This window comes from Aquimarina mytili, assembly GCF_016735115.1.
Lineage (GTDB): Bacteria > Bacteroidota > Bacteroidia > Flavobacteriales > Flavobacteriaceae > Aquimarina > Aquimarina mytili.
Genome location: NZ_JAERQJ010000001.1, coordinates 589,196 through 614,596, shown reverse-complemented (window position 1 = coordinate 614,596; position 25,401 = coordinate 589,196). Strand labels below are relative to the sequence as shown.

The following is a 25,401-nucleotide window of genomic DNA, read 5'->3' as shown; positions in this document are numbered from 1 at the left end:
TTTTAACTTAAATATTGTTTTGCATTCTCTAATGCTTCTTTGATCCCTTCTGGGTTTTTACCTCCTGCAGTAGCAAAAAATGGCTGTCCGCCGCCGCCGCCTTGAATATATTTACCTAACTCTCTAACAATTTGCCCTGCATTAAGACTCTTTTCATCTACTAAATTTTTAGACAGATAGCATGATAATAAAGCTTTACCATTTTTCTCAGCTCCAAAAACCACTAAGATATTTTCTAATTCACCTCCTAATTCAAAAGATAAATCTTTAATCCCAGCAGCATCTAAATCTACTTTCTTTGCTAAGAAATTCACTCCATTTATTTCCTGAAATTCAGATTTAAGGTCTCCTTTTAGGTTTTTAGCTTTATCTTTAAGTAATAATTCTATTTGCTTTTTTAAACTTGTATTTTCTTCTTGCAGTGAAGTAATAGCCTTAACAGGATCTTTAGCATTTTTCAGAACAGCTTTTACTTCATTAAATGATTCTGATTGGGAAGTAAAGTATTCTTTGGCCGCATCACTGGTAATAGCTTCTATACGCCTAACCCCAGCCGCAATTGCACTTTCTGAAGTAATTTTAAAATGCCAAATATCCCTGGTATTCTGCACATGGGTTCCTCCACATAATTCCATAGATTCTCCAAATCGAATTGCACGCACAGAATCTCCATATTTCTCACCAAACAATGCTATGGCCCCATCTGCAATTGCCTGATCATAGGAGATACCATTCTTTTCCTCTAAAGGAAGGTGCTCTCTAATCCTAGCATTTACAAAATCTTCAACTTCTTTTAACTCTTCACTACTTACTTTGGCAAAGTGCGAAAAATCAAAACGCAAATTACCGCTATGCACCATTGACCCTTTTTGTTCTACATGAGTTCCTAAAATTGAGCGAAGTGCTTGATGCAATAAATGTGTTGCGGTATGGTTAGCCGCCGTCCTTGCGCGTTGCTTACTATCTACTACAGCTTTAAAACTTCCTTCAATCTTTTTAGGTAGATTTTTAGAAAAATGAACAATTAAATTATTCTCTTTTTTAGTATCAATAATATAGACTACATCTCCATTGGTTGCCTCGAGATAACCTTTATCTCCTACTTGCCCTCCACCCTCTGGATAAAAAGGCGTTTTATTAAAAACAAATTGATATAATTCTCCTTCTTTTTTGCTACTCACTTTTCTATAGCGAGTTATTTTCACATCTGTAGAAAGATTATCATACCCAACAAATCCTTCAGAAGTTTCTTTTGATAACTCTTGCCAGTCACCCGTAGAAACCTGAGAAGCTGCTCTTGACCTTTCCTTTTGTTTTTGAAGTTCGGTTTCAAAACCTTTTTCATCTAACGTATACCCTTGCTCACTCAAAATCAAGGCAGTAAGATCAATAGGGAAACCATAGGTATCATATAACTCAAATGCCTTTTCACCAGAAACTTCTTTCCCGTTAGTATTTTTTATTACATTATCCAGAAGTGCCAACCCTTGATCTAACGTTCTTAAAAAAGATTGTTCCTCTTCTTTAATCACGTTTATAATAAGGTTTTTCTGTGCTTTTAATTCTGGGAATGCATCACTCATCTGCTTGCTTAGCGTCTCTACCAATTTATATATAAATGGTTCTTTGGTATTTAAAAATGTAAATCCGTATCGAATTGCTCTGCGCAAAATTCTTCTTATTACATATCCCGCTCCTGTATTACTTGGCAATTGACCATCTGCTATTGAAAACGAAACTGCCCTTACATGATCAGCAATTACTCGAATAGCTACACTCACTTTACCATCTTCATTAGTGGGTAAACTATCTTTATCGTATGTTGTATTAGTTATCGTCTCAATTTCTCTAATTAATGGTGTAAAAACATCTGTATCGTAGTTGGATTTAACTCCTTGTAATGCCATACACAAACGCTCAAACCCCATACCTGTATCTACATGTTGCGCCGGTAACTTTTCTAATAATCCATTTGCTTTTCTATTATACTGCATAAAAACCAGATTCCATACTTCTACAACTAATGGATCATCTTGATTTACTAATTCTCTCCCTGGCACTTTCTTTTTTTCATCTTCTGATCTTAGATCGACATGAATCTCTGAACAAGGACCACATGGTCCCTGATCTCCCATTTCCCAGAAGTTATCTTTCTTATTTCCCATTATGATGCGATCCTCGGGAACAATTGCACTCCATAAGTCATAAGCCTCCTGATCCATTTCAAGGTTTTCATCTTTTGCTCCTTCAAAAACAGACACATACAATATGTTTTTATCTATACCATATACTTCAGTTAATAATTCCCAAGCCCATTGAATTGCTTCTTTTTTAAAATAATCCCCAAAACTCCAATTACCTAACATTTCAAACATGGTATGATGATACGTATCCATACCAACTTCTTCAAGATCATTGTGCTTGCCACTTACTCGCAAACATTTTTGAGTATCGGCAATTCTATTGCTTTTAGGAGTACCATTGCCTAAAAAATACTCTTTGAATTGATTCATCCCAGCATTTGTAAACATCAAGGTTGGATCATCTTTGATTACCATTGGTGCAGATGCTACGATGCTATGTTTTTTGGACTTAAAAAACTCTAAAAATTGATTTCTAACTTCTTGGGATTTCATAAATTCTATTGTATTGCATTTTATTTACATCAAAAAAACTTCAACTACATGAAAAACAAACAATTAAAAGGTTTTCCATTTAGGAAAAATCGATCTATAGTTGTCAGTTTTTTCTTGACTTTGCAACATTTTACTATATTTGTTGCGTTGTCTTGGTTTTAAGCAAGACTTTTTTGGTTGATATCCTGCAAAAATAGCATATTTTAGATTATGTCAAAGGTTAAATATTACTATGATAGTGACACACTTTCTTATCGCAAAATAGAGCAAAAGAAAGGAAGGAAATTTGGTATCGCTGCATTAGGTGTAGTTGGTACTTTTTTAGCCGGGTTTGTTCTTCTACTCATTTATCTTAATATCCCTCAGTTAGAAACTCCTAAAGAAAAAAAATATAGAAGAGAGCTCGAAAACATGGTATTTCAATATGATTTAATGAATAAAAGATTAAGTCGTAACGAAGAAATCTTAAAAGAAGTTGCAGAACGTGATGATAATATTTATCGTCTTTATTTTGGAGCCAACCCTATACCTGCAGATGTACGTAATGCAGGGTTCGGTGGTGTAAATCGATATAAAAATCTTGAGGGCTACGATAATTCTAACATGATTATAGAGAGTAGTGAACGAATAGACAAATTAACCAAACAGATTGTTGTGCAATCAAAATCTCTTGATGAAATTGCAGAGCTTGCTGAGCAGAAAGAAGAATTACTTGCAACTATACCTGCAATACAACCCATACAAAATTCAGATCTGAAACGTATGGCATCTGGTTATGGATGGAGAAGTGATCCTTTTACAAAAGCACGAAAATTTCATTATGGTATGGATTTCTCGGCAGCCACAGGAACCCCTGTATATGCTTCTGGTAATGGTGTTGTAAAAAGAGCTGATGCAAATTCTACTGGGTACGGAAGACATATACGTATTGATCATGGTTTTAATTATATGAGTTTATATGCTCATTTAAGCAAGTACAATGTTAAGAAAGGTCAAAAGGTTAAACGTGGTGATATTATTGGTTATGTTGGAAACACTGGTAGATCTGTTGCCCCTCACTTACATTATGAGATTTTTAAAGATGGTAAGAAAATCAACCCTAGAAATTTTTACTACGGAAGTTTAACTCCTGAAGAGTTTGCCGAAATGCTTAAAGCTTCCAATCTGGTTAATGAAACTTTAGACTAAACATCGATGCGTAAACTACTTTTTTTTGTAATCATTTTTGGTTTCAGTTCTTCGATACAGGCCCAAAAATATTCAAAAGAAGTATTGGACTCTATGTATTCGATAACTCAGCAAACTAAGCTTGAACTGACTAAACCAAAATCCATTAAATTAATGGCCGTTGGGGATATTATGATGGGAACCAATTTTCCAAATGATAGTTATCTTCCTCCAGAAGGCAAAGGCCCTTTTGATAATGTTAATGTGATTCTAACTCAAGCCGATATTCTTTTCGGAAACCTGGAAGGTACACTTACCGATGAAGGTGAAAATGCCAAAAGGTGTTCTGACCCCTCAAAATGTTACTCATTTAGATCTCCAGAATCTTATGGCAAATACCTTGAAGAAACTGGTTTTGATGTTATGAGCATTGCTAATAATCATATTGGTGATTTTGGCGCTATCGGAATTAAAAACACTTCAAAAACTTTAGAAAAACATAATATTGCCTATGCTGGCATATTTGCTCAACCTTCCACAATTTTTGAAAAAAATGGAATTACTTATGGATTTTGTGCTTTTGCACCAAACAAAGATTGCATAAAAATTCATAACTTAACCAATGCAAAAAAAATCGTAGAAGAACTTAAACAAAAGGCTGATATCGTAATTGTTTCTTTTCATGGTGGTGCCGAAGGACTAAAACACACCCACGTGACCAGAAAAACTGAACGTTTTTATGGTGAGGACCGAGGTAATGTTTACAAGTTTGCACATACAATGATTGACGCCGGGGCCGATGTGATTATTGGTCATGGGCCACATGTATCAAGAGCCTTTGAAGTGTATAAAAATAAGTTTATTGCATACAGTTTAGGTAATTTTTGCACCTACTCAAGATTTAATCTTGATGGGATTAAAGGATATGCTCCTATCGCAGAAATTGAAATTGACTTAGATGGAAATTTCATGAAAGGAAAACTTCATTCTGCTAAGCAAATTGACGAGGTATATCCATTTATAGATGAGAAAAAAAGAGCGCTAAAGGAAATTAAAAAGCTTACACAAGAAGATTTTCCTGAAAGCAAACTTATTTTTGATGAAGATGGAAGTTTTACACAACAAAAAGAATAATTATGTATGTAGACTTACCAAAAAAAATGTACTATGGTATTGGCGAAGTAGCTGAAGCATTCGATGTTAATGCCTCTCTGATTCGCTTTTGGGAAAAAGAATTTGATATTCTGAAGCCGAAAAAAAATGCAAAAGGTAACCGAAAATTTACTCCAGAAGATATCAAAAATCTGGAACTGATATATCATTTGGTTAAGGAGCGAGGATTTACGTTAGAAGGTGCCAAAATCCACCTTAAAGAACAAAAGCACGAAGCTCTGGATAGTTTTGATATCATTCGTAAACTAGAGTCAATAAAAGGACAACTTCTTAAAATTAAAGAACAGTTATAACCTTTTTTCTTTAAATTTTTATTTATCCCGATAGTTAATTTGCAAAATTTTGCTTCGATTTGAAACAAAATTCGATGATTGTAGACTAATCAAATAGAATAACCCGAAAACAACAGCATAATAAATGAAAAAGACTTTAATTCCTATTGTAGTTATTATTGCAATTCTTGGTGTTTTATATTTTCTTTCTGCCGGCAAGTATAACACTGCCATAACATTGCAGGAAGATGCTAAAACGGCCTGGTCCAATGTAGAAAGTGCCTATCAAAGAAGAAGTGACCTTATCGGTAATCTTGTAAAAACTGTTCAAGGTGCTGCAGATTTTGAACGTAATACTCTTAAAGAGGTGGTTGAAGCACGAGCAAAAGCTACTTCTATGAGCATTGACCCTAGTAATATTACAGCAGACCAAATTGCCCAATTTCAACAAGTGCAAAGTGGACTTTCTTCTGCCTTATCAAGATTGTTAGTTACTGTAGAACGGTATCCTGATTTAAAAGCCAATCAAAACTTCCTGAATTTACAAACACAACTTGAAGGAACCGAAAATCGGATTAACGTTGAACGTAATCGATATAATGAAGCAGTAGGCATATTCAACAAACACCTAAGGGTGTTTCCTAACAATATTATTTTAGGATTGATGGGTAGTTTTGAGGAAATGGCAAGATTTAAAGCCGATGAAGGTGCAGAAAAAGCGCCAGATGTGGATTTCGAATTTAAGTAATGTCTGAAGTAGAAAATTTTCTTACCGAAGTGCAAGAACAGCAAATAGTTGCTGCGATTAGGCATGCAGAAAAAAACACCTCTGGAGAAATTCGTGTTCATATAGAAAATCATACTGATCTTGATGTGCTAGACAGAACCAAAGAAGTATTTCATTTTTTAAAGATGGACAATACTCAACAAAGGAATGGAGTGTTGATCTATGTTGCTGTACATGATCATACTTTTGCTATTTATGGAGATGAAGGCATTAACAAGGTCGTAAAAAACAACTTTTGGGAAAGCACTAGAGATGCTATTCTTTCTAAATTTAAGGACGGAAATTTTACACAAGGATTAATAGATGGAGTTATTATGGCTGGAGAGCAATTGCAGAAATACTTTCCCTGGGAGCATGGTGATATTAATGAATTACCAGACGAAATATCTAAAGGATAAATGAGAGTACTACAACAATCTATACTACACTATCTACTCTTAACTGTTTTTGCTTTAAGTATTAATACAATTTATGCTCAAAGAAAAATTCCGCCTAAACCCAGATCACAAACTTCGGTATATGATGAAGCTAAAATACTTTCTGCTGCAGAAGCTACACGTCTTGAACAAAAACTAGTTCGTTATTCAGATACTACATCAACACAAATTGTAATAGCCACCATTAACTCATTACAAGGAGAAAACATTGGCCTATATGCTGCCGAATGGTTATCCGATTGGGGAATAGGACAAGAAAAAGAAGATAATGGAGTCTTAATTCTGATTGCAAAGAACGATCGAAAAATATGGATCACTACTGGCTACGGTGTAGAAGAAAAGCTAACCGATTTTAATTCGAAAACTATTGTTGATCAAATTATAACACCAGAATTTAAAAAAGGTAATTTCTATAGTGGATTAGACAAAGGAACCACTGCCATTTTTCAAGTCCTCGATGGCACTTTTAAAGGGGCCAGAAAAAAGAAAAAGGATATCCCTATAGGACAATTGGTTTTATTATTGATCTTTTTTATCATCATTATCAAGGCGTTTTCTAAAAGTAATCATGGTAATGATGGCAGAGGAAATCGAGGAAATCGATCTCGAGGAGGAAGCCTTCTTGATGTAATCATCCTAAGTAATATGGGCCGTGGTAGTTATGGTGGCGGAAGTTTTGGAGGAGGATCTAGTGGTGGTTTTGGTAGTGGTGGCTTCGGAGGAGGTTTCGGTGGCGGAATGGGAGGCGGCGGCGGTGCTGGTGGAAGTTGGTAAGATTGGCTTGTAATAGTTAGCAAGTATAGAATAACTGTATTCTTTTTTATACACAACTAATCTTATAATTTAAATCATGTCTATTCACTTATTCTTGCTAAGCATTACAATAAACTTTTAGTCACAGCATGGAAGATGCTATTAAAAAAAGAATATTAAAAGCATCATTTTTTAACCTTATTGCTACAAAGCGCTACTTCTTCCTAAAATATACAGAAACAGGTACTCCATGAAAATCAAACTCTTTGCGAAGTTGATTTTCGATAAAACGTTTGTACGGATCTCGTATATATTGTGGAAGATTGCAAAAAAACGCAAACTGAGGTTGAGGAGTTGGTAACTGTGTAATGTATTTTATTTTTACATATTTGCCTTTATACGCAGGCGGTGGATTGTGCTCAATAATAGGTAATAACACATCATTAAGCTCGCTTGTTTTAATCTTTTTAGACCTATTTTTGTACACCTCTACAGCCGTCTCAATTGCTTTAAAGATCCTTTGTTTTGTTAGTGTAGATATAAATACTATAGGAACATCGGTAAATGGTTCAATTTCTCTACGAATTTGTTTTTCAAAATCCTTTAGGGTATTACTTTCCTTATTTTCGATAAGATCCCATTTATTAACCAGGATCACAACCCCTTTGCGGTTACGCTCAGCAAGCCAAAATATATTTTGCACCTGCCCGTCAAATCCGCGGGTAGCATCTAGCACCAACAAACACACATCACAATGTTCTATAGCACGAACAGATCGCATCACCGAATAAAACTCCAGGTCTTCTTTAACTTTTGATTTTCTACGAATCCCGGCAGTATCCACTAAATTAAACTCGAATCCAAAACGGTTATATTTAGTATCAATAGCATCACGAGTAGTTCCTGCAATATCAGTAACGATATAACGGTCTTCACCAATTAATGCATTGATAAAAGATGATTTTCCAGCATTAGGTCTTCCTACCACTGCAAATCTTGGCAATTCATCAGCCTCTTCTTCTTCTTTTTCAGGCAAAGCCTCGACTAGTGCATCCAAAAGCTCACCTGTACCGCTCCCATTGATACTGGCAATAGTATAATATTCTCCAAGCCCTAAACTATAAAATTCTACTGCATCAGCAGCTCTCTTCGAATTATCTACTTTATTTACAGCTAAAAATACTGGTTTATCGACCTTGCGAAGTAGATTGGCTACATCTTCATCCATACCGGTAATACCAGACTCTACATCAACCATAAAAATAATGGCATCTGCCTCATCTATAGCTAATTCTACTTGTTTATCGATTTCAGCTTCAAAAACATCATCACTACCCACTACATACCCTCCGGTATCGATTAGAGAGAATTCTACTCCGTTCCAATCACTTTTCCCGTAATGACGATCACGGGTAACACCGCTAACCGCATCAACGATTGCTTCTCTTCTTTGAATTAATCGATTAAAGAATGTTGACTTTCCTACGTTAGGTCTCCCTACTATTGCTACTATACCGCTCATTGTGATATATTCTAAATTTTGTGCAAAATTAGACTTTTTTATTTCAGCACTACTATAAATGTAGAAATGTTTTGTTTTGAAAGGATTACTTAAAGGCTAAAAAATAAAAAGTCCAAAGGCCAATGTTTCAGGCCTATGGAACTTTTCATAATTGATAGTCAGTCAGTGAAATAATTACTTACTTCAAAGATACCAAGTAATTGGTCTAAGTTGGTTACTGTAAAACAACAAACTTTTTATGGATGTTATTTCACTTCGTAAACAACTATAGAGTTTTGATACTTCGCAGGTTACAATCACGAGGTCATCTCTGATATAATCATCTAAATCACATGAACAAAAAAGATCAAAAACAAAAACCCCTTGCCGGACAGCAAGGGGTTTTTTAAGTATACTATTAAAGAATTACATTATTCTATAATCATTCTACGTGTTGTAGTTTTTCCGTTAGAATCTGTAATCATCACCACATACATTCCAGAAGAAATCTTTGAGTACTGCTCTAGATTTATATTAATAACGTCTTGACCTTTTGATACATTTTTAATTAATACAGGTCCCACAGCTACCCCTGTTAAATCATGTATTGAAATCTTAACTTCTTGTGCGTTTTGATTATATACCGCCAAAGATAAGTCTCCTGATGATTTCAGCACAGTTGGATATAAATCTACAGCACCTCTACCTTCACAGAACCTTAGCTCTACAACTATGTCATCTGTACCTGAACAACCATCTTTAGTTACCTCAAGTGTATATGTTAATGTTTCAAATACCTGTACCGTTATAGATCTCGTAGTCTCTCCAGTAGACCATAGATACGTGTCTCCTTCTATTGGTGAAGTAAGCGTAGTAAACTGTCCAATACATACTACTTGATCTTCTCCAAGATCAAATGTAATACCATCTGACACTGTAACCAACACTTCATCTGTTGCTTCACCACAACCGTTACAACCATCTACAGTAACAGAATATGTTGTATCTACTTCTGGAGATACTGTAATAGACTGAGTTGTTTCACCTGTAGACCAAAGGTACTCTATCCCTTTTGGCTCAAATTTTACACATTCCAGATTGATGTTAAAATCACCAAAAGATGTAGGATTTCCTTCTAAATTAAACCATCCAGAAGCACCAAATACATCTGCAGTATATTCAAAAACATTAGCTCCGGCTCCTACTTGGAAGGCCTCACCTCTTCTTGATATATCATAGCTTAATGAACCATCAACCTGAGTAACTGTACCACTTATCTCTGTGTAATACACCCAATCTGAAGCATCTGCTGCCTGGCATAAGTTTGCTTTAGGGCTACCTACCGGAGGTGTTGTTGTTCTTCCAGAAAAAACTGCGTCTACTACAAAAGTCGTATTGGTAGAATTGTATTCAAAAACATTACCTTTTAAAGTAGCCGTTCCGTCTGCATTCTCTTTCCATACAAGGCTTTCGTTTCTCATCCATAACCTGGTTCCATTATCATTGATAAATACTACAAACTGATGTTGTCTTCCTCTACAATAATCGGTATCACCAACACTATAATCAACACATTCCACACATTCTCCTTCGCCAGTTACTGTTGCGGTTAGTGTAGTCTCTTGTCCTTTGCATATATTTTGATCTTCTCCTGCATCTACCTGAAGACCATCTTTGATAATTACTTGAACCGTATCTGAAGCTTCGCAGTCTTCGCAATCTATTACTGTAACTGTATATGAAGTACTCTCTTGCGGCGATACAGTTATGCTTTGTGTGGTTTCACCGGTTGACCATAAATAGGTAACGTCACTAGTTTCAGAAGAAATACAAGGCCCTATATTAATATTAAAATCACCTCTGGTAAAATCACTATCAGTTGTATTAAACCATCCTGAAGCACCATATTTCCCAACTACATCTTCGGTAACATTGGCTCCGTTACCCAATTGAAATGCAGGTCCCATTCTAGTAATATCAAATGACCAAGAACCATCTGTTTGACTAATAGTTCCAGATACACCTGTATAATAAATCCATCCGTTTGAATCTTCTGTATTGCAAAAATGATCTTTAGGACTTCCAGAAGGTGTACTGGTAGTTCTTCCGGTATAGGTAACATCTACTTCTAAAGTAATCTGAGCGTCATTATTATCTACAACAGTTCCTTTTAAGGTCGCTGTACCATCAGGAAGTTCTTTCCACTTTAAATCTACATTAGAAAACCTTCTTACGATATTATTGGCATCATCTTTTAACCAAAGAACATAGTACAAATCTTTACCACATCTATATGTGTTTTCTATACCATATTCTAAGCAATCAGTACATTCTGACTCCCCTGATACAGTAGCAGTAAGAGTAACTTCGCTACTGCCGCAAAATTCTACATCATCTCCTGCATCTACAGATAACATACAAGTATTATCCAGTGTTGAGGGTTCATTTATAAAAGAATCATTAGTATTTTCATTAGCTACCATAGTAAAACTGGCAGAAATGATAAAAATGGTCATCAACATATAACTACAAAACATGGACGAGAAAGTGCTCATCGCCATCTTTTGGTTATACTCATTAAGTTTACGTGTAAGATTTGACATTTGGCTGTTGTTTTTAAAATTTAAAAAATTAATTTATTACTTAATTTTATTTCAGGTTTATAAAAAGCTTCAATTAGAAATCATCACTATAGTATCTATGTGATATACTGTTATTTTACAATAAAAAGCCGTTTCTAGTAATTTAGGTGTGAAGAAGTATTTCTATAACATACTCATAGTGTTTAGGTTAAGTTTGGGGTGCTAAAATATACATTAACCGTTGAAGATCAATAACAAAGCATCATAAAAACGTTAAAAAAACAGAAATCATCTATGAAATACACCTTACAAAGATTTATCTTACACGTAAATTTATTTTCTTACATGTTTTTTTATTGATTAATGCATTTAACAAAAACACCAGAAGGCATACAGTATTAAACAAATAAAAACCTGTCGCAAGGACAGGTTTTTACTTTTCTAATCATATTGGTTTATAGTCAATAGTACTAATTAGCAATTACTATTCTTTCAGTTTTAACCCAATTATTACCTACTATTCTAACGACATACATTCCTTTAGATAATTGATACTGGTTAAGGTCTATATTAACTTTAGCTCTGTTATTTACAGACTTTTTTATTGTTGAACCAACTATTCTTCCGGTAAGGTCATAAATATCAATATTGACCTCTTGATTTTGAGATAGGTCAAAATTAACATACAACATACTATTTTGGTTTAATAAAGTAGGATATACTGTGGTTGTTTCTGCCTCAGTTCCAGATTTTGATCGACCTTCACAATTGATAACTGTAACATCAATTGTATCTATATCTTCTCCACACCCTGTACAACCAGTTGTTATTACTTGGTATGTAGTATCTTCTAGTGGAGATACTGTAATAGATTGAGTTGTTTCACCAGTAGACCAAAGATATTCTATTCCTTTTGGTTCAAACTTTACACATTCCAGATTAATGTTAAAATCACCAAAAGACGTTGGGTCTCCTTCTAAATTAAACCATCCTGATCCACCAAACACATTAGCTGTATATTCAAATATATTAGCTCCTGATCCAACTTGGAAAGCTTCACCTCTTCTAGATATATCATAGCTTAATGAACCATCAACCTGAGTAACTGTACCACTTATCTCGGTATAGTATACCCAGCCCGATGCATCGGCCGCTTGACATAAATTTGCCTTTGGGCTACCTACCGGAGGGATTAATGTTTTTCCTGAAAAAACTGCATCTACAACAAAAGTTGTATTGGTAGAATTGTATTCAAAAACGCTACCTTTTAAAGTTGCTGTTCCATCGGCATTCTCTTTCCATACCAAATCTACATTTCTCATCCATAATCTTGTTCCTTTATCATTGATAAATACGACAAATTGATGATGTCTTCCTCTACAATAATCTGTATCACTTACACCATACTCAACACACTCCTCGCATTCTCCTTCGCCATCTACAGTAGCCATTAGAGTTACCTCTTCGCCTAAACAAATGGTTTGACCCTCACCAGCGTCTACTTGTGGTGGATCACTTAGAGTTACATCAACAGAATCTGAAGCTGTACAACCTGAGCAAGCTTCAACTGTAACTGTATAGGTAGTATTTTCTTGAGGTGATACTGTTATACTTGGTGTGGTTTCTCCTGTTGACCATAAATAAGTAACCTCATTACTGGTAACCACATCAACACACTCTCCTATATTGATATTAAAATCCCCTCTATTATATCTATTGTCTGTTGTATTAAACCACCCTGAAGCTCCATATTTACCCACTGTATCTTCGGTAATATTAGCTCCGTTACCTAATTGAAAAGCTGGTCCCATTCTGGAAATATCAAAGGACCATGACCCATCTGTTTTAGTAAGCGTTCCCGTGACACCCGTATAATATACCCATCCTTCAGCATTTTCTTGATTACAGAAATGATTTTTAGGGCTACCCGGTGGTGTGCTTATTGTTCTTCCAGAATATGTAACATCTACCTCAAGAGTAACATTTGAATCTTCAATGTCTACAACTGTTCCTTTTAGAGTAGCAGTACCATCATCAAATTCCTGCCATTTCAAATCTACATTAGAAAACCTTCTTACCGAATCTCTATGATCATCGTCATCATCATCGTCATCATCGTCATCATCATCGTCATCATCGTCGTCATCGTCATTATTATGACCTCCATCATCTTTTAACCATAGCACATAATCTACATTAGCATTACAATCATATGTATTTTCTATACCATAGGCGATACAATCTGTACATTCTGATTCTCCTGAAACTGTAGCCGTTATGGTAATTTCATCACCTTTACATACCTCCTGATCTTCACCAGCATCTACTTCTAAATTAATTTTTTCAACTTTTACCTCATCGGTAACTACACAGTTTTTGCAATCGCTTACTTCTACCGAGTAAACTCCTGGTTCATTAACTGTAATGGTCGGAGTAGTTTCTCCCGTTGACCATAAATATGAAACGTCACTCGCCTTCTCTTCGCAATACCCCAGGTTAAAGTTAAAATCTCCAATTTTATATTTACTATGCGTAGTATTAAACCAGCCTGAAGCCCCTAGTCTTCTTCTATTTTTCTCTGTTATATTTGCTCCTCTTCCTAATTGAAATGCAGGTCCTCTTTCAGAAATTTCAAAAGACCACCACGAGTTATTTCTCTTTTTTATGGTTCCGGTAACTTTGGTATAATATTCCCATCCTCTTGGATTTTCATTGTAACACCAATGCCCTTTTGGACTATTAGCAGGTGGTGTTATCGTTTTTCCAGAATAGGTAACATCTACGTATAAAACATCTCTGTTGTTTCTAATATTTCTGACCTTACCTTTTAGAGTTGCTGTCCCATCAGCATTCTCTATCCAAGATAATCCACCATCTCTATAATATTTTGACTTGTGCCTCCCGTCTGATAACCATAGAACATATCGTTTATTGTTTTTACAATGCTTCGTGTTTACGATATCATACTGCACACAGCATTCTGCCGCTCCAGAAACACTAGCTGTTAAAGTAACATCGCGATCATCACAAAATGTGACATCATTACCTGCGTCTACCGTTAACCTACATTCGGTATTGGTTTCTTCAAGATAATGATCAAAAGAGTTATTTTCTATTTCATTTTCTTTTACAGAATTAAAAGAGAAAAGAAAAAAAATCGAGCTATAAAAAACAGCAGCTATTCCCATCTTAGCTATTGCTTTTTTAAAAAATCTTGGTTTGGTTGTTAGTTTTTTCATTGTTGTTGTTTTTTGCTAAAATTTTAAGTTGTAATCCATTTTGAATACGTGATTGTGCAATAAATTTCTTAATCATAATATCATATTATCATTTCGAATACGATAAGATGACAGAAGGGCTAAGTTCCCATACTTATCCCGGATCAAATTGTATAAAATTATTATTATAAATAAGTGAAGAAAGTAGTGTTTACACCATATAAAACCTTTTAAATTAGGGTTCTAAATTATATATAAACTCCTGAATGACAAGGTTAAAAAAAGAAAAAACGTTAAAATACCAATTGAATCTATAGGCAGCACAAAATCTAAAAAGAAAGACCGTAAAGTATTACAAAAAAACCGTTATTAAAGGGGTAATTTCCCCCCTTTTGGATTATTTATTATACCCAAAACGTTTTAATTGACGTTGATTACTACGCCAATTTTTATTGATTTTCACATAGAGTTCTATGTGAATTTTCTTGCCAAAGAATTTTTCCAATTCTTTACGCGCTTCAATTCCTACTTTTTTTAAAGCAGATCCTTTATGACCAATGATGATTCCTTTTTGAGAATCTCGTTCTACCATAATCACCGAACGAATCCTGATAATATCCTCGTCTTCAAAAAACTCTTCTGTTTCTACCTCAACCGAATAAGGAATCTCTTTCTTATAATAAAGTAATATTTTTTCGCGTATGGCTTCATTTACAAAAAATCGCTCAGGTTTATCTGTTAATTGATCTTTTGGGTAAAACGGTGGAGATTGCGGCAATAGTTCTACCAATCGATCAAATACTTCTTTTACATTAAAGTTTTCAAGTGCAGATATTGGATAAATCTCTGCATTAGGAACTTTCTCAGCCCAAAAAATCACCTGCTCTTCTAATTGTTCCTGATTTGACTGATCTATCTTATTAAGTAATAATAATACTGGTATTTTGGCGGTTTTAATTTTAGCAAAGAATGCCTCATCTTTAAGCTCTTTTTCACCAATTTCTACCATATAAATTAATACATCAGCATCTTCAAAAGCAGATTTTACAAAATCCATCATGGATTCTTGAAGTTCATAGGCCGGTTTAATAATTCCAGGAGTATCAGATAAAATAACCTGAAAATCATCCCCATTAACAATACCAAGTATACGATGTCTTGTTGTTTGCGCTTTAGAGGTAATAATAGACAATTTTTCTCCTATAAAGGCATTCATAAGTGTGGATTTACCCACATTTGGATTACCAATAATATTTACAAAACCTGCTTTATGAGCCATTTACTTTATTTTGGCACAAAGGTAGTTGAATATTAAACAAGAAAATAATTACTAGGTAAGATTATCTATTATCCTAAAAATTGTTAACATTTTATGGCTAAAAACAGTTGGTAACTATTTCTTAACATATTAACTTTTACGATAGAATTTTCATAATTTTAATTCTAGTATGTTTTCAAAAACCCCGTGAAAGCAGGTTTTTATTATCAAATACTGGGATCATTTGAAAAATTACTTATACAATTCATCACATCTCTATACAAAAAGCTGGTTTATAGTATTGAACCTGTTCATCCTCTTTTCCTCAATTCTCAACGCACAAGATCAGGAAAAACAGTTAGCTAAAGCAGATCAAAGTTTTCAAGCATTTGCCTATATAGATGCAAGAGCCATTTATTTGGATGTTGCCAGACAAGGGTATTCATCTAAAAATTTATTTCAAAAACTGGCAGATTCTTTTTATCTAACCGGAGAACTTGAAGATTCTGTAGAGTGGTATGAAAAATTGATAAAAACATATCCCGAAGATCTAAATCCTGAGTATTTATTTAGATATGCTCAAAGTTTGAAGAGTATAGAACGCTATAAGGATGCAGATAAAATTATGGATCAATTCTATGATATCACTGGAAACGATATTCGGGCCAAATCCTATATAAATAAAAGAAATTATCTTGATTTTATAGAAATGCAATCGGGAAGATACGATCTTTTTAAGCTTAATATTAACTCAAAAAACTCTGAATACGCTCCAAGTTTTGATCATAATAACCATATTGTCTTTGCGTCTTCAAGATCCAAAACAAATAAAGATTCAAAATTACACGGATGGACAAAAATGCCTTTTTTAGACGTATTTTCTTCAAAAATAAATGATGATCAAATAACGCTGGAAGAACCCGTTAAACTGAAAGGAAAAATAAATACCAAATTTCACGAATCATCAACAAGTTTTAGTAGGGACGGAAAAACAGTTTACTTTTCCAGAAATAACTACTCTAACAATAAACTTGGAACCAGCAAGCAAGGTGTAGTTTTATTAAAAATTTACAAAGCAGATCTCAAAGATGGAAAGTGGGTTAATGTAGAAGAATTATCTTTTTGTAGTGATGATTATTCAACTTCTCACCCATCACTCAATGCAGACGGTACTAAGTTGTACTTCGCCAGTGATATGCCAGCAACACTAGGAAAATCTGATCTGTTTGTGGTTGATGTTTTGGGTGGTGGCAAGTTTGGGGAACCCAAAAATCTTGGAGATAAAATCAATACCGAAGGAAGGGAAACCTTTCCATACATTAGTGATAGTAATCGATTATACTTTGCTAGTGATGGGCATGTAGGTTTAGGTGGATTGGATATTTTTGTAGCTGTCCCCGAAGAATCTGGTTTTTCGGCAGCATTTAATGTTGGTAAACCTGTAAATAGCTCTAAAGATGATTTCTCTTTTGTACTTAATGAAGAAACGAAAATAGGTTACTTTGCCAGTAATAGAAAAGGCGGCAAAGGAAATGATGATATCTATAGCTTTAAACAAACCGAAGAATTAATTACATCATGCCAACAATATATAGAAGGTACTATTTACAATAGTGAGACTAACGACAGTCTTCCTGAAGCCGATCTTAAATTATTAGATGCTAATGGTAATATTGTTACCGAAACAAAGTCGAATAGCCTAGGTAGATATAAATTTGATGTAGAATGTGAAACCGAATATGTTGTACAAACCGAATTAAAAGGGTTTCAGCCTAAAGAAATTACCTATAATACCGACGACATTTTCGAATTTGCTCACGACTTATCTATTCCTCTAAACGCTTCTGATGATGGTGATAAATTATTAACATCGGTAGCCGTTAACATTGGCGATGACTTATCTAAAACACTACAGATGGAACCTATTCATTTTGGATTAGATGATTCTTCAATAAGCCCGGAAGCGGAGGTAGAACTTCAAAAGATTATTTCAGTAATGAAAAAATATCCTGATCTCAAAATTGAAGTTCGTTCTCATACCGATAGTAGATCAAGTTATTGGTATAATAAAAGATTAAGCGTAAAACGAATGCGAGCTACCATAAAATATATTGTTGTAGAAGGAGGAATTTATTGGCGAAGAATACGAGGTAAAGCATATGGCGAAAGAAGATTAATAAATAAATGCAAAAATGATGTTCCTTGTACTGAAGAAGAACATCAAGAAAACAGAAGAAGTGAGTTTATAGTACGAAAATAAAAAACTATATTTTTTGTATACTCTTAAAATATTGTCTTGCCATTTTATTCACTTTTGGTGCTAGTACTAACCCTGAAATTACAGTAGGTATTGCCATTAAAGCGAAAGCACTATCAATAAGATTTATCGCAAAATCTATTTTAACAACGGCTGCCACTATAATAGAGAGTATATAGATGTAATTATAATATTTTCCATATTTGGGTTTGGTTAAAAACCCTAGACAAGTGGTCCCATAATATGAATATGAAAATAGTGTAGATAACGCAAATACTAACACCATAATAATTACGACAACATCTCCCAATCCATAAGGTAACACCGCATTAAAAGCCTGTAGGGTTAATGAAATTCCGTTACTGTCACTATATTGCCAAACTCCGGTTGAAAGTATGGCCAAAGCTGTTAACGTACAAACCAATAATGTATCAATAGACGGCCCTATCATTGCCACTAACCCTTCTCTAATAGGTTCTTTGGTTTTAGCCGTACCATGCATCATTGGAGCTGTACCAACTCCGGCCTCGTTAGAGAAAGCTCCTCTTTTAATCCCTGTTTTGATCAAATGTCCTAGTCCTCCTCCTGCTATAGCATTACCAGAAAAGGCATCAGAAAATATTAAACCAAACATATGGGGCACTTCTTCTATTTGAATGATCAGGATTGTGATTACGGTTATAAAATACAAGATTACCATAAAAGGTACTAAGCGACTTGCTACCAAACCTATTCTTTTAATACCTCCTAATATGACTAAAGAAGCTAAAATTGCAAGAACAAGTCCAATATATAATTTATGATTTTCTTCCCACCCCATAACATCTACTAGTGTTTGGGTTAATTGGTTTGCTGTAAAAGCAGGAAGTGTGCCTACCAAACCTGCAAGTGCAAAAAATATAGCCAATGGTTTCCATTGTTTGCCTAATCCTCGGGTGATTACATACATTGGACCTCCTAATAAGTTTCCATTTTCTTCTTCGGATCGATACATGACTGAAAGTGAACAAGTATAAAATTTGGTTGCCATACCGATCAAACCACTAATCCACATCCAAAAAACTGCGCCTGGACCACCGGTTACAATTGCAACAGCCACACCACTAATATTACCCATACCTACAGTAGCTGCGATTGCAGATGATAACGCCTGGAAATGACTCAACTGTCCTGGATCATTATCATTATTATGTTTACCTCGCAAAACATCTATAGCATGTGGAAAATATAAAAAGGGAGTAAATCTCGAATAGATCAAAAAGAATAACCCTCCACCAATAAGTAGCACTAATAAAGGCCAGTCCCATACCCAGGAACTAAAATCTGCAACAAGACCTTCTAAGGTTTTAAACATAGACAATAAAAATACTTGTTCTGGAAGTAGTGACAAAATGTATTTAGGTTTTAATCTAGATTACTTTGATCAGCATGTAATTCTATCCCACATAAACTAACCACTAAAATTCCGTTTGAAGCAACACAATGCTTTTAAAGTATATTACAATAAACATAAGGCATCTTACAATACTCTTGAGCTGTGTAACAATAAGCTTCTGGTATGCAACAATACACTTCCTGGACATAACAATGAGGTCGAGGTGTATAACAATACACTTTAGGCACGTTACAATGCACTTCTGGAACATAACAATGAGGTCGAAGCGTGTAACAATACCCTTTAGGTATACAACAATGAACTCAAGGTGTGTTACAATACGTATCAGTTGTATAACAATGAACTTTGTATTTGCGACATTGTTTTATCCTGAAGCTCTTATAAATCTTGGTTTATTAATTCCGCGATCATACATGACTATACTACCTGCTACAGAGACATTAATACTTAGTTCTGATTTAAACTTGATCAAAAAATGAGATTTTTCTATTGCTTTCTTGGATAATCCATGATCTTCGGCTCCTAATAAATAAACACATCGTTTAGGATGCTTAAATGTCTCTAAAGGTTCGGCATCCTCTGTTAGTTCTACCCCTACCAACATAGCGCCTTTTGGGAGGTGATTGTAGAAATCTTCAAAAGTATCATAATGAAAATATGGCATTGCTTTTACGGCGTTATGAGTATCACTAGCTTGTTTTGCGTAACGATTTCCTATTGTAAAAATAAAACTAGCTCCCATATTTTGAGCCGAGCGCCACAAAACTCCTAAGTTCTCAGGAGTTTTACCATTTTGGATTCCGATACCAAAGAATTCGTTTTCGAAGTTATCAATCATGGGAGTAAAAATATAAAGATTAAAATAATCTTTGCAACTGGTATGACCGTTTTTCAGGACTTTTACTCATATTACTTCAACTCATCTAGTATTGAGATTGAAAGAAAAGTGGTTAAAATTTGAATAAGCGTAACATCTCTTTGCGTAAACCTGTTTTTCTCTTTTCCGTAGATACACAACACGATTTCAATACTTGTTTTTTGTTCAAAAGGCACTAGTATCATTGATAGATATTCTTCACTCTTTCTTTTATTAATGTATTGGTCAATTTCTTCATTAAAATTAGTAATAATCAAAGGTGTATTCTCTATTAAAACATAGGTAGCTAAACTTTCTTTTTTGTTGAACTCTTCACTTCTGTCCATATAATTGGTTCTTTCTTGCGATATCCCTCGATACATCATCTCTTCTCCTTTCTTAAAAGCAAATTCGAAAGCATCAATTCCGGGAAACTCCACGATCTTTGATAAAACTGGCAACGCTTTATCCCAGGTTGCTCCCTTGGGTATTTTCTTAAATACATCATGTAATAGTTGAAGCTTAGTACTTGAGTTTTTAAGGTCCTGGGTTTGCGCTATAAATGCCTTTTCTTTTTCCAAAAGCTGCTCCTCTTTTAAACCGAGTGAAGCTTTTATATTCTTTGTTTTTTTAAACACCCACAATCGTAATGTATACCACACTATAGACATCCCGAGAATGACGAATAACAGTATCCCAAAAAATGTTTTATACCATTTTTTCTGAACTTTTAATTTAATTTCTAAAGGGTCACTCCATGAATATCCTCCCTGTTTTTGAGCTCTTACTAGTAATGAATATGTGCCATTTTTAAGTTCTGGCACTGTAATTTTATTTTCATCAGCAGTCAAATACCCTGGCATTTGGTCATTTTTATCAATATCAGCATCATTTTCAATGATTTTGTATTGATATTGTATATCATCTGCCGGAAAGGTAATAGAAATAAATTTTAATGTTACCGATGCTGTTTCGGTATACCGTAATGCTGATTTTTCGACATTTTTAATTTCATGATTTATCTTTACTTCATTTAATATTGGAGCATCAATACGTAAGGGTTTTGGATTAGATTTAGAAGAATAAACAGCTCCTTCGGCAGTTCCAACCCATAGTTGATTATTATGGTCTATAATCATACTACGATACGATGCTACTTTTGAAGGTGTTCCACTTTTTTCGTCAAAAAACGCATACCTACCTTGATTATCTAGATACACTAATCCATTGGTATCAGTGGCAAGCCATAAATTCCCTCCTGGGATTACACAGATGGATCTAATTTCATTTTCTGTATACGCTCCAAGATCAATACGTTCTACTTTTTCTGCTTCATATTTGATAAGACCATCAGTTGTGGCCATCCATACTACTTCATTATTATCAATAGCGATGTCATGTACTTCAAAATTATTGCTCACTCGAAAAGGGAAAGGAACACTTTGATTTTCAAAAGCATCTCTGGACCGATTGTATTTGTACAAATATGTTTCTGATCCAATACCTGCCGCATAAAGTGCGGATTTCCCTCCCGCCTTGACTACTAAAATTCGATTATTCAATCCATTTGCTTCATCGTATATAGTTACACGTCCATCTTCATTAATTTTGGCAACTCCTATCAAAGGACGGTCCGTTGGTGCTTGACAAAACCAATTGTCACCTTTATGATCAGTAAACATATAAAATATGCCTCCTCCTCTGTTTCTCAAATTATAACGAATGCGTTTCGTGCTATTTTTATGCAGAATAATGGTTCCGGCAGCGGTTCCGTACCAGATATTTTCAGTACCTGAAGAGATTGATGTAACTTGATTTACATCTCTAATTTGATCAAATTTAACTTGAGCATTCAGATTTTTTACACTAGTTACGTTACTTTGAGAAATTAAGATTTCATTATGTATTCCAGTGCTTAAACTAAATACATTATCATGAGACATTCCTGAAACACTTTGAAAATAACTGGACCACAATAATCCTAATCCATTTGAGGTGCTTATCCAGATTTTTCCTCCCGGACGTATTTGATCTTCAGAAAAATACATATGGTGAATTGAATTGTACGGAAGTTTCTCTACACGATGAGGGTCATTAGATCCAAAAATCTCAATAACTTTTGCCTGATCTGAGGTTAAGGTATACATTCCTTGTTCTGAAGCTAAAAAGTAAGCTCCAGCCATATCCTTATTAATATAATAAAAATCCAATCCTATATTGTCTATTTGCTTTTGATCAATCATCTTATGATTATCATCGACCGTCATAGCTAGAATACGTAAGTCTCCCACCATCAATATCTGATTCCCATCAACATAAAAATGTGACATATCACTATATCCTTCAAGTTCTACGAAAGCATTTGATGACTCATCAAAGTAATACAGTCCTTCTTTTGGAATTAAAACCCAAACGGTTCTGAAGCGATCTTCACTAAAAAAGATATTGGATATTCTTTGATTAAGTGCTAAAGAAAACGGCACTTTTTTAACTTTAGTTTCGTCCTGTTGATATACCTCTCCATTTAGTTGCCCAATCCATAATCTGCCTTTAGAGTCGGTAAACAACTCCTCTGGATAACTCATCCCACTTTTGGTGTCACTAATTATGATATGAGGGACAATTTTTGGTGTGTTATCTTCATAAAAAAGTTTGAAAACTCCCGTATCATTAGCAAAAAGTAAAGTGTCTTTTTTCCAGGGAATTATGGTTTTAATATACCGGCTTCGCAAAGAGGTATTATAATCCTCAAATTGACTTCCATCAAAACGAAATAAACCTTGATCTGTGGCAAGCCACATATATTTACGAGTATCCTGAATCGTTTGATTGACTTTTGTAAATGGAATTTTTTCTCCTTGATAGGTTGTATATCTATATTTTTGCCCAAGAATTTCTAAATTATTGAATAGGAACAAAAAAAATATGAGGAGATAGCGATTCTTCATATGTCGAAGATTTACTCGATAATCGAGATTTAAATGCTCCGAGGCTTGCCCCGAAAACAAAATTATTTTCCAACCGATGTCTCGCGGTCTTGCCCCGAGGTAGTTTACTCTTAAATATACTAAAAAAAGCAGCAATTTCCGTGTTTCGCTAGTATAGCATGAAATTAGTTGCTACTATATCGTGTATAGGCATTTTTTAGCTTGGTATCATACTTGTTTTTTCTATATCCAGGTCCATTATATCCTTCTGCAAATCTAGCCCAATTCTTATCTTTAATCCACTCGATCAATTTTTTACCTCTAAAAGAGGTTTTCTCAATAAACTTACCAAAAGCTTTAAGATGCTCTCTTTCGTGTTCATACATTGCCGAAACAAATTGATCTACTGAAGCATATCCAAGATGTTTATAATGAAACCCCATGATCTGAAAAGCTCCCCATGAAGCCGAACTATATGCTGCCTCATGAAATGCAGGTGCGTCAGATATTTTTGCTGCTTTTTCAAGACGGTCATATTCTCCTACTCCTCCTCTATAATGTGTTTTGGTCCATCTTTTATACAATACATCCTTATTTTGTTGAGAAGCATATTGAGTCGGTTTAATTCCTCTTTTTTCTAGTTCTCTCCAAAAAATATGCCCTTCGAATAAAATTATTGGCTTTCCACTCAATAAAAACCCCTTCCCTCTGCTTTCGACCTCATTGACGGCTTTAACCATAGCTATTTCTAAGCCAAAGTCTTTTGCAAAATCTTTGATATCTAGTTCTGATAAAAACTTATCATTATAAGCTGTTAAATTTCTTTCTGCTTCAATTAGTTTTGACCATGTTTTAAGACCAACAATACCATCAACAACTAAACCATTTTTTGCCTGAAAATCCTTTACAGCTCTATCAGAATCTCTTCCAAAATAATTAGATACATAAACACTATATCCGAGTTTTGTTAATATTTCTTCTAGATAATGAACATCTGCCCCTCTGGATCGATAACGTATTGTTTTCATAGTACATCAAATTATTAATTACTTTAAAAAGGATTAAAAAACAGTAAACAGTATTCTACGTAAAAAGTAATAATTGCTATTAAAAAAAGCATTTTTCTTTATAGGGGTAAGCTATTTTCTATCTTAAAAACATCGTTTTAAGAAATCATATGAATTTACAAAAAAAGTCTACTAAAATATTGCATCTAAGCACTAATTTTTTCTTTATGGTTTTACCATAACACACTTATAATAAAACTTTTAAAATAAAAACATGAGTTGATAAAAAAGTAACCATTCTATAGAATCACAAAAATTTTAAAAAACTATTTCTTCAATTCTAAAACGAATTCTAATTGGATCGTAACGAATTCTAAAACCATAACTCATAGATCATTTTAAGGTCATAGTTTTACATCAAATAGCCAACCTCAAAATAAGTTGTTATGAAAAATGTTGTCATCATTATTGTTCTTTTTCAGAGTTTTCAATTTATCTATGCCCAAAAAGGGTTTATTGAAACTAAAAAATACTTAGTAACAACAGAAATTACCGATCAAGGAAAAGAACACCCTGCTTATGTGGTCAACTTAGTTAGGTCAGGAAATAGCTCCGAGAAAATCTCGACCTTAACTATTGATGACACCGAGCTCTTTGAGGACATCTTTATTACCACCTTGGAGAATCCCGGATTAGAAGGGATCTCTGAGGTGATTAAGATGGAAGTTGAATACTTGGGATGTTGCGCGCATGTAGAAGCCTATTACTTTACTGTTTCTGATGATGGCGACACTATTGTTTCTCTTCCGGAACTCAAAAATGTATACTGCGAAAATTCTAATACTGATTTTCAGTATATATTTCCAAACCAAGAGTATGGTATTCAAGGAAATATTTTACAAACACAAACATTTTATAAAAACACTTCAGATATTAAGTATGTAAATCTGAAGAAAAGCTTTGAATGGACTAATGGAGCCATAACCATTGATCCTTCAAACACAATAGCTATTACTAGCAATTAGAATTAAACTGACACAAACTCAATCTGATAAGCAAAAAGGGGGAAACTTTTGTTTATTATAAACCGACATACCTTTAAGGCTGTGTCGGTTTTTTGTATGTTACATTAATGGCAAATACTACAAAAGCAAAAAAACAGTTTGATTATATT

At 34.3% G+C, this 25,401-nt stretch carries 17 protein-coding genes; 8 read left to right on the top strand and 9 right to left on the bottom strand.

The window, feature by feature from the left end; genetic code table 11:
- Positions 1-2: 2 nt before the first annotated feature.
- On the bottom strand, positions 3-2,636 hold the full coding sequence (gene alaS, locus JJQ60_RS02660; protein WP_201916386.1) for an alanine--tRNA ligase: 2,634 nt from the start codon (positions 2,634-2,636) through the stop codon (positions 3-5).
- 210 nt (positions 2,637-2,846) lie between these two features.
- Here alaS and JJQ60_RS02655 point away from each other — a divergent pair, with 210 nt between their 5' ends.
- The 6 genes from JJQ60_RS02655 to JJQ60_RS02630 all read left to right on the top strand — a co-directional run bounded on the left by JJQ60_RS02655 (position 2,847) and on the right by JJQ60_RS02630 (position 7,246).
- Complete coding sequence (locus JJQ60_RS02655; RefSeq protein WP_201916385.1) at positions 2,847-3,824, top strand: M23 family metallopeptidase; 978 nt, start codon at positions 2,847-2,849, stop codon at positions 3,822-3,824.
- Between the two features lie 6 nt (positions 3,825-3,830).
- The gene (locus JJQ60_RS02650; protein ID WP_201916384.1) at positions 3,831-4,937 is read left to right on the top strand and encodes a CapA family protein; all 1,107 of its coding nucleotides are present in this window, start codon (positions 3,831-3,833) and stop codon (positions 4,935-4,937) included.
- A 2-nt stretch (positions 4,938-4,939) separates the two neighbouring features.
- Complete coding sequence (locus JJQ60_RS02645; protein ID WP_201916383.1) at positions 4,940-5,269, top strand: MerR family transcriptional regulator; 330 nt, start codon at positions 4,940-4,942, stop codon at positions 5,267-5,269.
- A gap of 124 nt (positions 5,270-5,393) precedes the next feature.
- Positions 5,394-5,996 (top strand): LemA family protein, encoded by a 603-nt coding sequence (locus JJQ60_RS02640; protein ID WP_201916382.1) that lies wholly within the window; start codon positions 5,394-5,396, stop codon positions 5,994-5,996.
- Complete coding sequence (locus JJQ60_RS02635; RefSeq protein ID WP_201916381.1) at positions 5,996-6,433, top strand: TPM domain-containing protein; 438 nt, start codon at positions 5,996-5,998, stop codon at positions 6,431-6,433. The genes JJQ60_RS02640 and JJQ60_RS02635 overlap by 1 nt, the downstream gene beginning before the upstream one ends.
- Positions 6,434-7,246: a TPM domain-containing protein gene (locus JJQ60_RS02630; RefSeq protein ID WP_201916380.1), complete on the top strand. Its 813-nt coding sequence runs from the start codon at positions 6,434-6,436 to the stop codon at positions 7,244-7,246. It begins immediately after the preceding gene.
- 193 nt (positions 7,247-7,439) lie between these two features.
- Here JJQ60_RS02630 and der read toward each other — a convergent pair whose 3' ends face one another.
- The 4 genes from der to era all read right to left on the bottom strand — a co-directional run bounded on the left by der (position 7,440) and on the right by era (position 15,805).
- A complete protein-coding gene (gene der, locus JJQ60_RS02625) occupies positions 7,440-8,747 on the bottom strand; it encodes a ribosome biogenesis GTPase Der (RefSeq protein WP_201916379.1) in 1,308 nt (435 codons plus the stop codon).
- Between the two features lie 410 nt (positions 8,748-9,157).
- Positions 9,158-11,329, bottom strand: a complete 2,172-nt coding sequence (locus JJQ60_RS02620; protein WP_201916378.1) for a T9SS type A sorting domain-containing protein — start codon at positions 11,327-11,329, stop codon at positions 9,158-9,160.
- A gap of 449 nt (positions 11,330-11,778) precedes the next feature.
- Positions 11,779-14,547, bottom strand: coding sequence for a T9SS type A sorting domain-containing protein (locus tag JJQ60_RS02615; protein ID WP_201916377.1), 2,769 nt, complete (start codon positions 14,545-14,547; stop codon positions 11,779-11,781).
- Between the two features lie 376 nt (positions 14,548-14,923).
- A complete protein-coding gene (gene era, locus JJQ60_RS02610) occupies positions 14,924-15,805 on the bottom strand; it encodes a GTPase Era (RefSeq protein WP_201916376.1) in 882 nt (293 codons plus the stop codon).
- A 223-nt stretch (positions 15,806-16,028) separates the two neighbouring features.
- Here era and JJQ60_RS02605 point away from each other — a divergent pair, with 223 nt between their 5' ends.
- Complete coding sequence (locus JJQ60_RS02605) at positions 16,029-18,044, top strand: OmpA family protein (protein ID WP_236669022.1); 2,016 nt, start codon at positions 16,029-16,031, stop codon at positions 18,042-18,044.
- Positions 18,045-18,048: 4 nt separating this feature from the next.
- Here the strand turns inward: JJQ60_RS02605 and JJQ60_RS02600 are convergent, their stop codons facing one another.
- From JJQ60_RS02600 to JJQ60_RS02585, 4 genes are all read right to left on the bottom strand, one after another.
- Complete coding sequence (locus tag JJQ60_RS02600; RefSeq protein WP_317193980.1) at positions 18,049-19,431, bottom strand: alanine/glycine:cation symporter family protein; 1,383 nt, start codon at positions 19,429-19,431, stop codon at positions 18,049-18,051.
- Between the two features lie 370 nt (positions 19,432-19,801).
- Positions 19,802-20,275, bottom strand: a complete 474-nt coding sequence (locus JJQ60_RS02595; protein ID WP_201916375.1) for an RNA methyltransferase — start codon at positions 20,273-20,275, stop codon at positions 19,802-19,804.
- Positions 20,276-20,346: 71 nt separating this feature from the next.
- Positions 20,347-23,241 carry a ligand-binding sensor domain-containing protein gene (locus JJQ60_RS02590; RefSeq protein WP_201916374.1) on the bottom strand — a complete coding sequence of 965 codons (2,895 nt, stop codon included), beginning with the start codon at positions 23,239-23,241 and terminating at the stop codon, positions 20,347-20,349.
- 164 nt (positions 23,242-23,405) lie between these two features.
- Positions 23,406-24,248 carry an N-acetylmuramidase domain-containing protein gene (locus tag JJQ60_RS02585; protein ID WP_201916373.1) on the bottom strand — a complete coding sequence of 281 codons (843 nt, stop codon included), beginning with the start codon at positions 24,246-24,248 and terminating at the stop codon, positions 23,406-23,408.
- A 425-nt stretch (positions 24,249-24,673) separates the two neighbouring features.
- Between JJQ60_RS02585 and JJQ60_RS02580 the strand changes: the two genes are divergently transcribed.
- Complete coding sequence (locus JJQ60_RS02580; RefSeq protein ID WP_201916372.1) at positions 24,674-25,252, top strand: hypothetical protein; 579 nt, start codon at positions 24,674-24,676, stop codon at positions 25,250-25,252.
- The last annotated feature ends 149 nt before the right edge of the window (positions 25,253-25,401 follow it).

Coding starts and splice junctions, on each gene's coding strand:
- alaS (WP_201916386.1), bottom strand. CDS start 2,636: ATGAAATCCCAAGAAGTTAGAAATCAATTTTTAGAGTTTTTTAAGTCC.
- JJQ60_RS02655 (WP_201916385.1), top strand. CDS start 2,847: ATGTCAAAGGTTAAATATTACTATGATAGTGACACACTTTCTTATCGC.
- JJQ60_RS02650 (WP_201916384.1), top strand. CDS start 3,831: ATGCGTAAACTACTTTTTTTTGTAATCATTTTTGGTTTCAGTTCTTCG.
- JJQ60_RS02645 (WP_201916383.1), top strand. CDS start 4,940: ATGTATGTAGACTTACCAAAAAAAATGTACTATGGTATTGGCGAAGTA.
- JJQ60_RS02640 (WP_201916382.1), top strand. CDS start 5,394: ATGAAAAAGACTTTAATTCCTATTGTAGTTATTATTGCAATTCTTGGT.
- JJQ60_RS02635 (WP_201916381.1), top strand. CDS start 5,996: ATGTCTGAAGTAGAAAATTTTCTTACCGAAGTGCAAGAACAGCAAATA.
- JJQ60_RS02630 (WP_201916380.1), top strand. CDS start 6,434: ATGAGAGTACTACAACAATCTATACTACACTATCTACTCTTAACTGTT.
- der (WP_201916379.1), bottom strand. CDS start 8,747: ATGAGCGGTATAGTAGCAATAGTAGGGAGACCTAACGTAGGAAAGTCA.
- JJQ60_RS02620 (WP_201916378.1), bottom strand. CDS start 11,329: ATGTCAAATCTTACACGTAAACTTAATGAGTATAACCAAAAGATGGCG.
- JJQ60_RS02615 (WP_201916377.1), bottom strand. CDS start 14,547: ATGAAAAAACTAACAACCAAACCAAGATTTTTTAAAAAAGCAATAGCT.
- era (WP_201916376.1), bottom strand. CDS start 15,805: ATGGCTCATAAAGCAGGTTTTGTAAATATTATTGGTAATCCAAATGTG.
- JJQ60_RS02595 (WP_201916375.1), bottom strand. CDS start 20,275: ATGATTGATAACTTCGAAAACGAATTCTTTGGTATCGGAATCCAAAAT.
- JJQ60_RS02590 (WP_201916374.1), bottom strand. CDS start 23,241: ATGAAGAATCGCTATCTCCTCATATTTTTTTTGTTCCTATTCAATAAT.
- JJQ60_RS02585 (WP_201916373.1), bottom strand. CDS start 24,248: ATGAAAACAATACGTTATCGATCCAGAGGGGCAGATGTTCATTATCTA.
- JJQ60_RS02580 (WP_201916372.1), top strand. CDS start 24,674: ATGAAAAATGTTGTCATCATTATTGTTCTTTTTCAGAGTTTTCAATTT.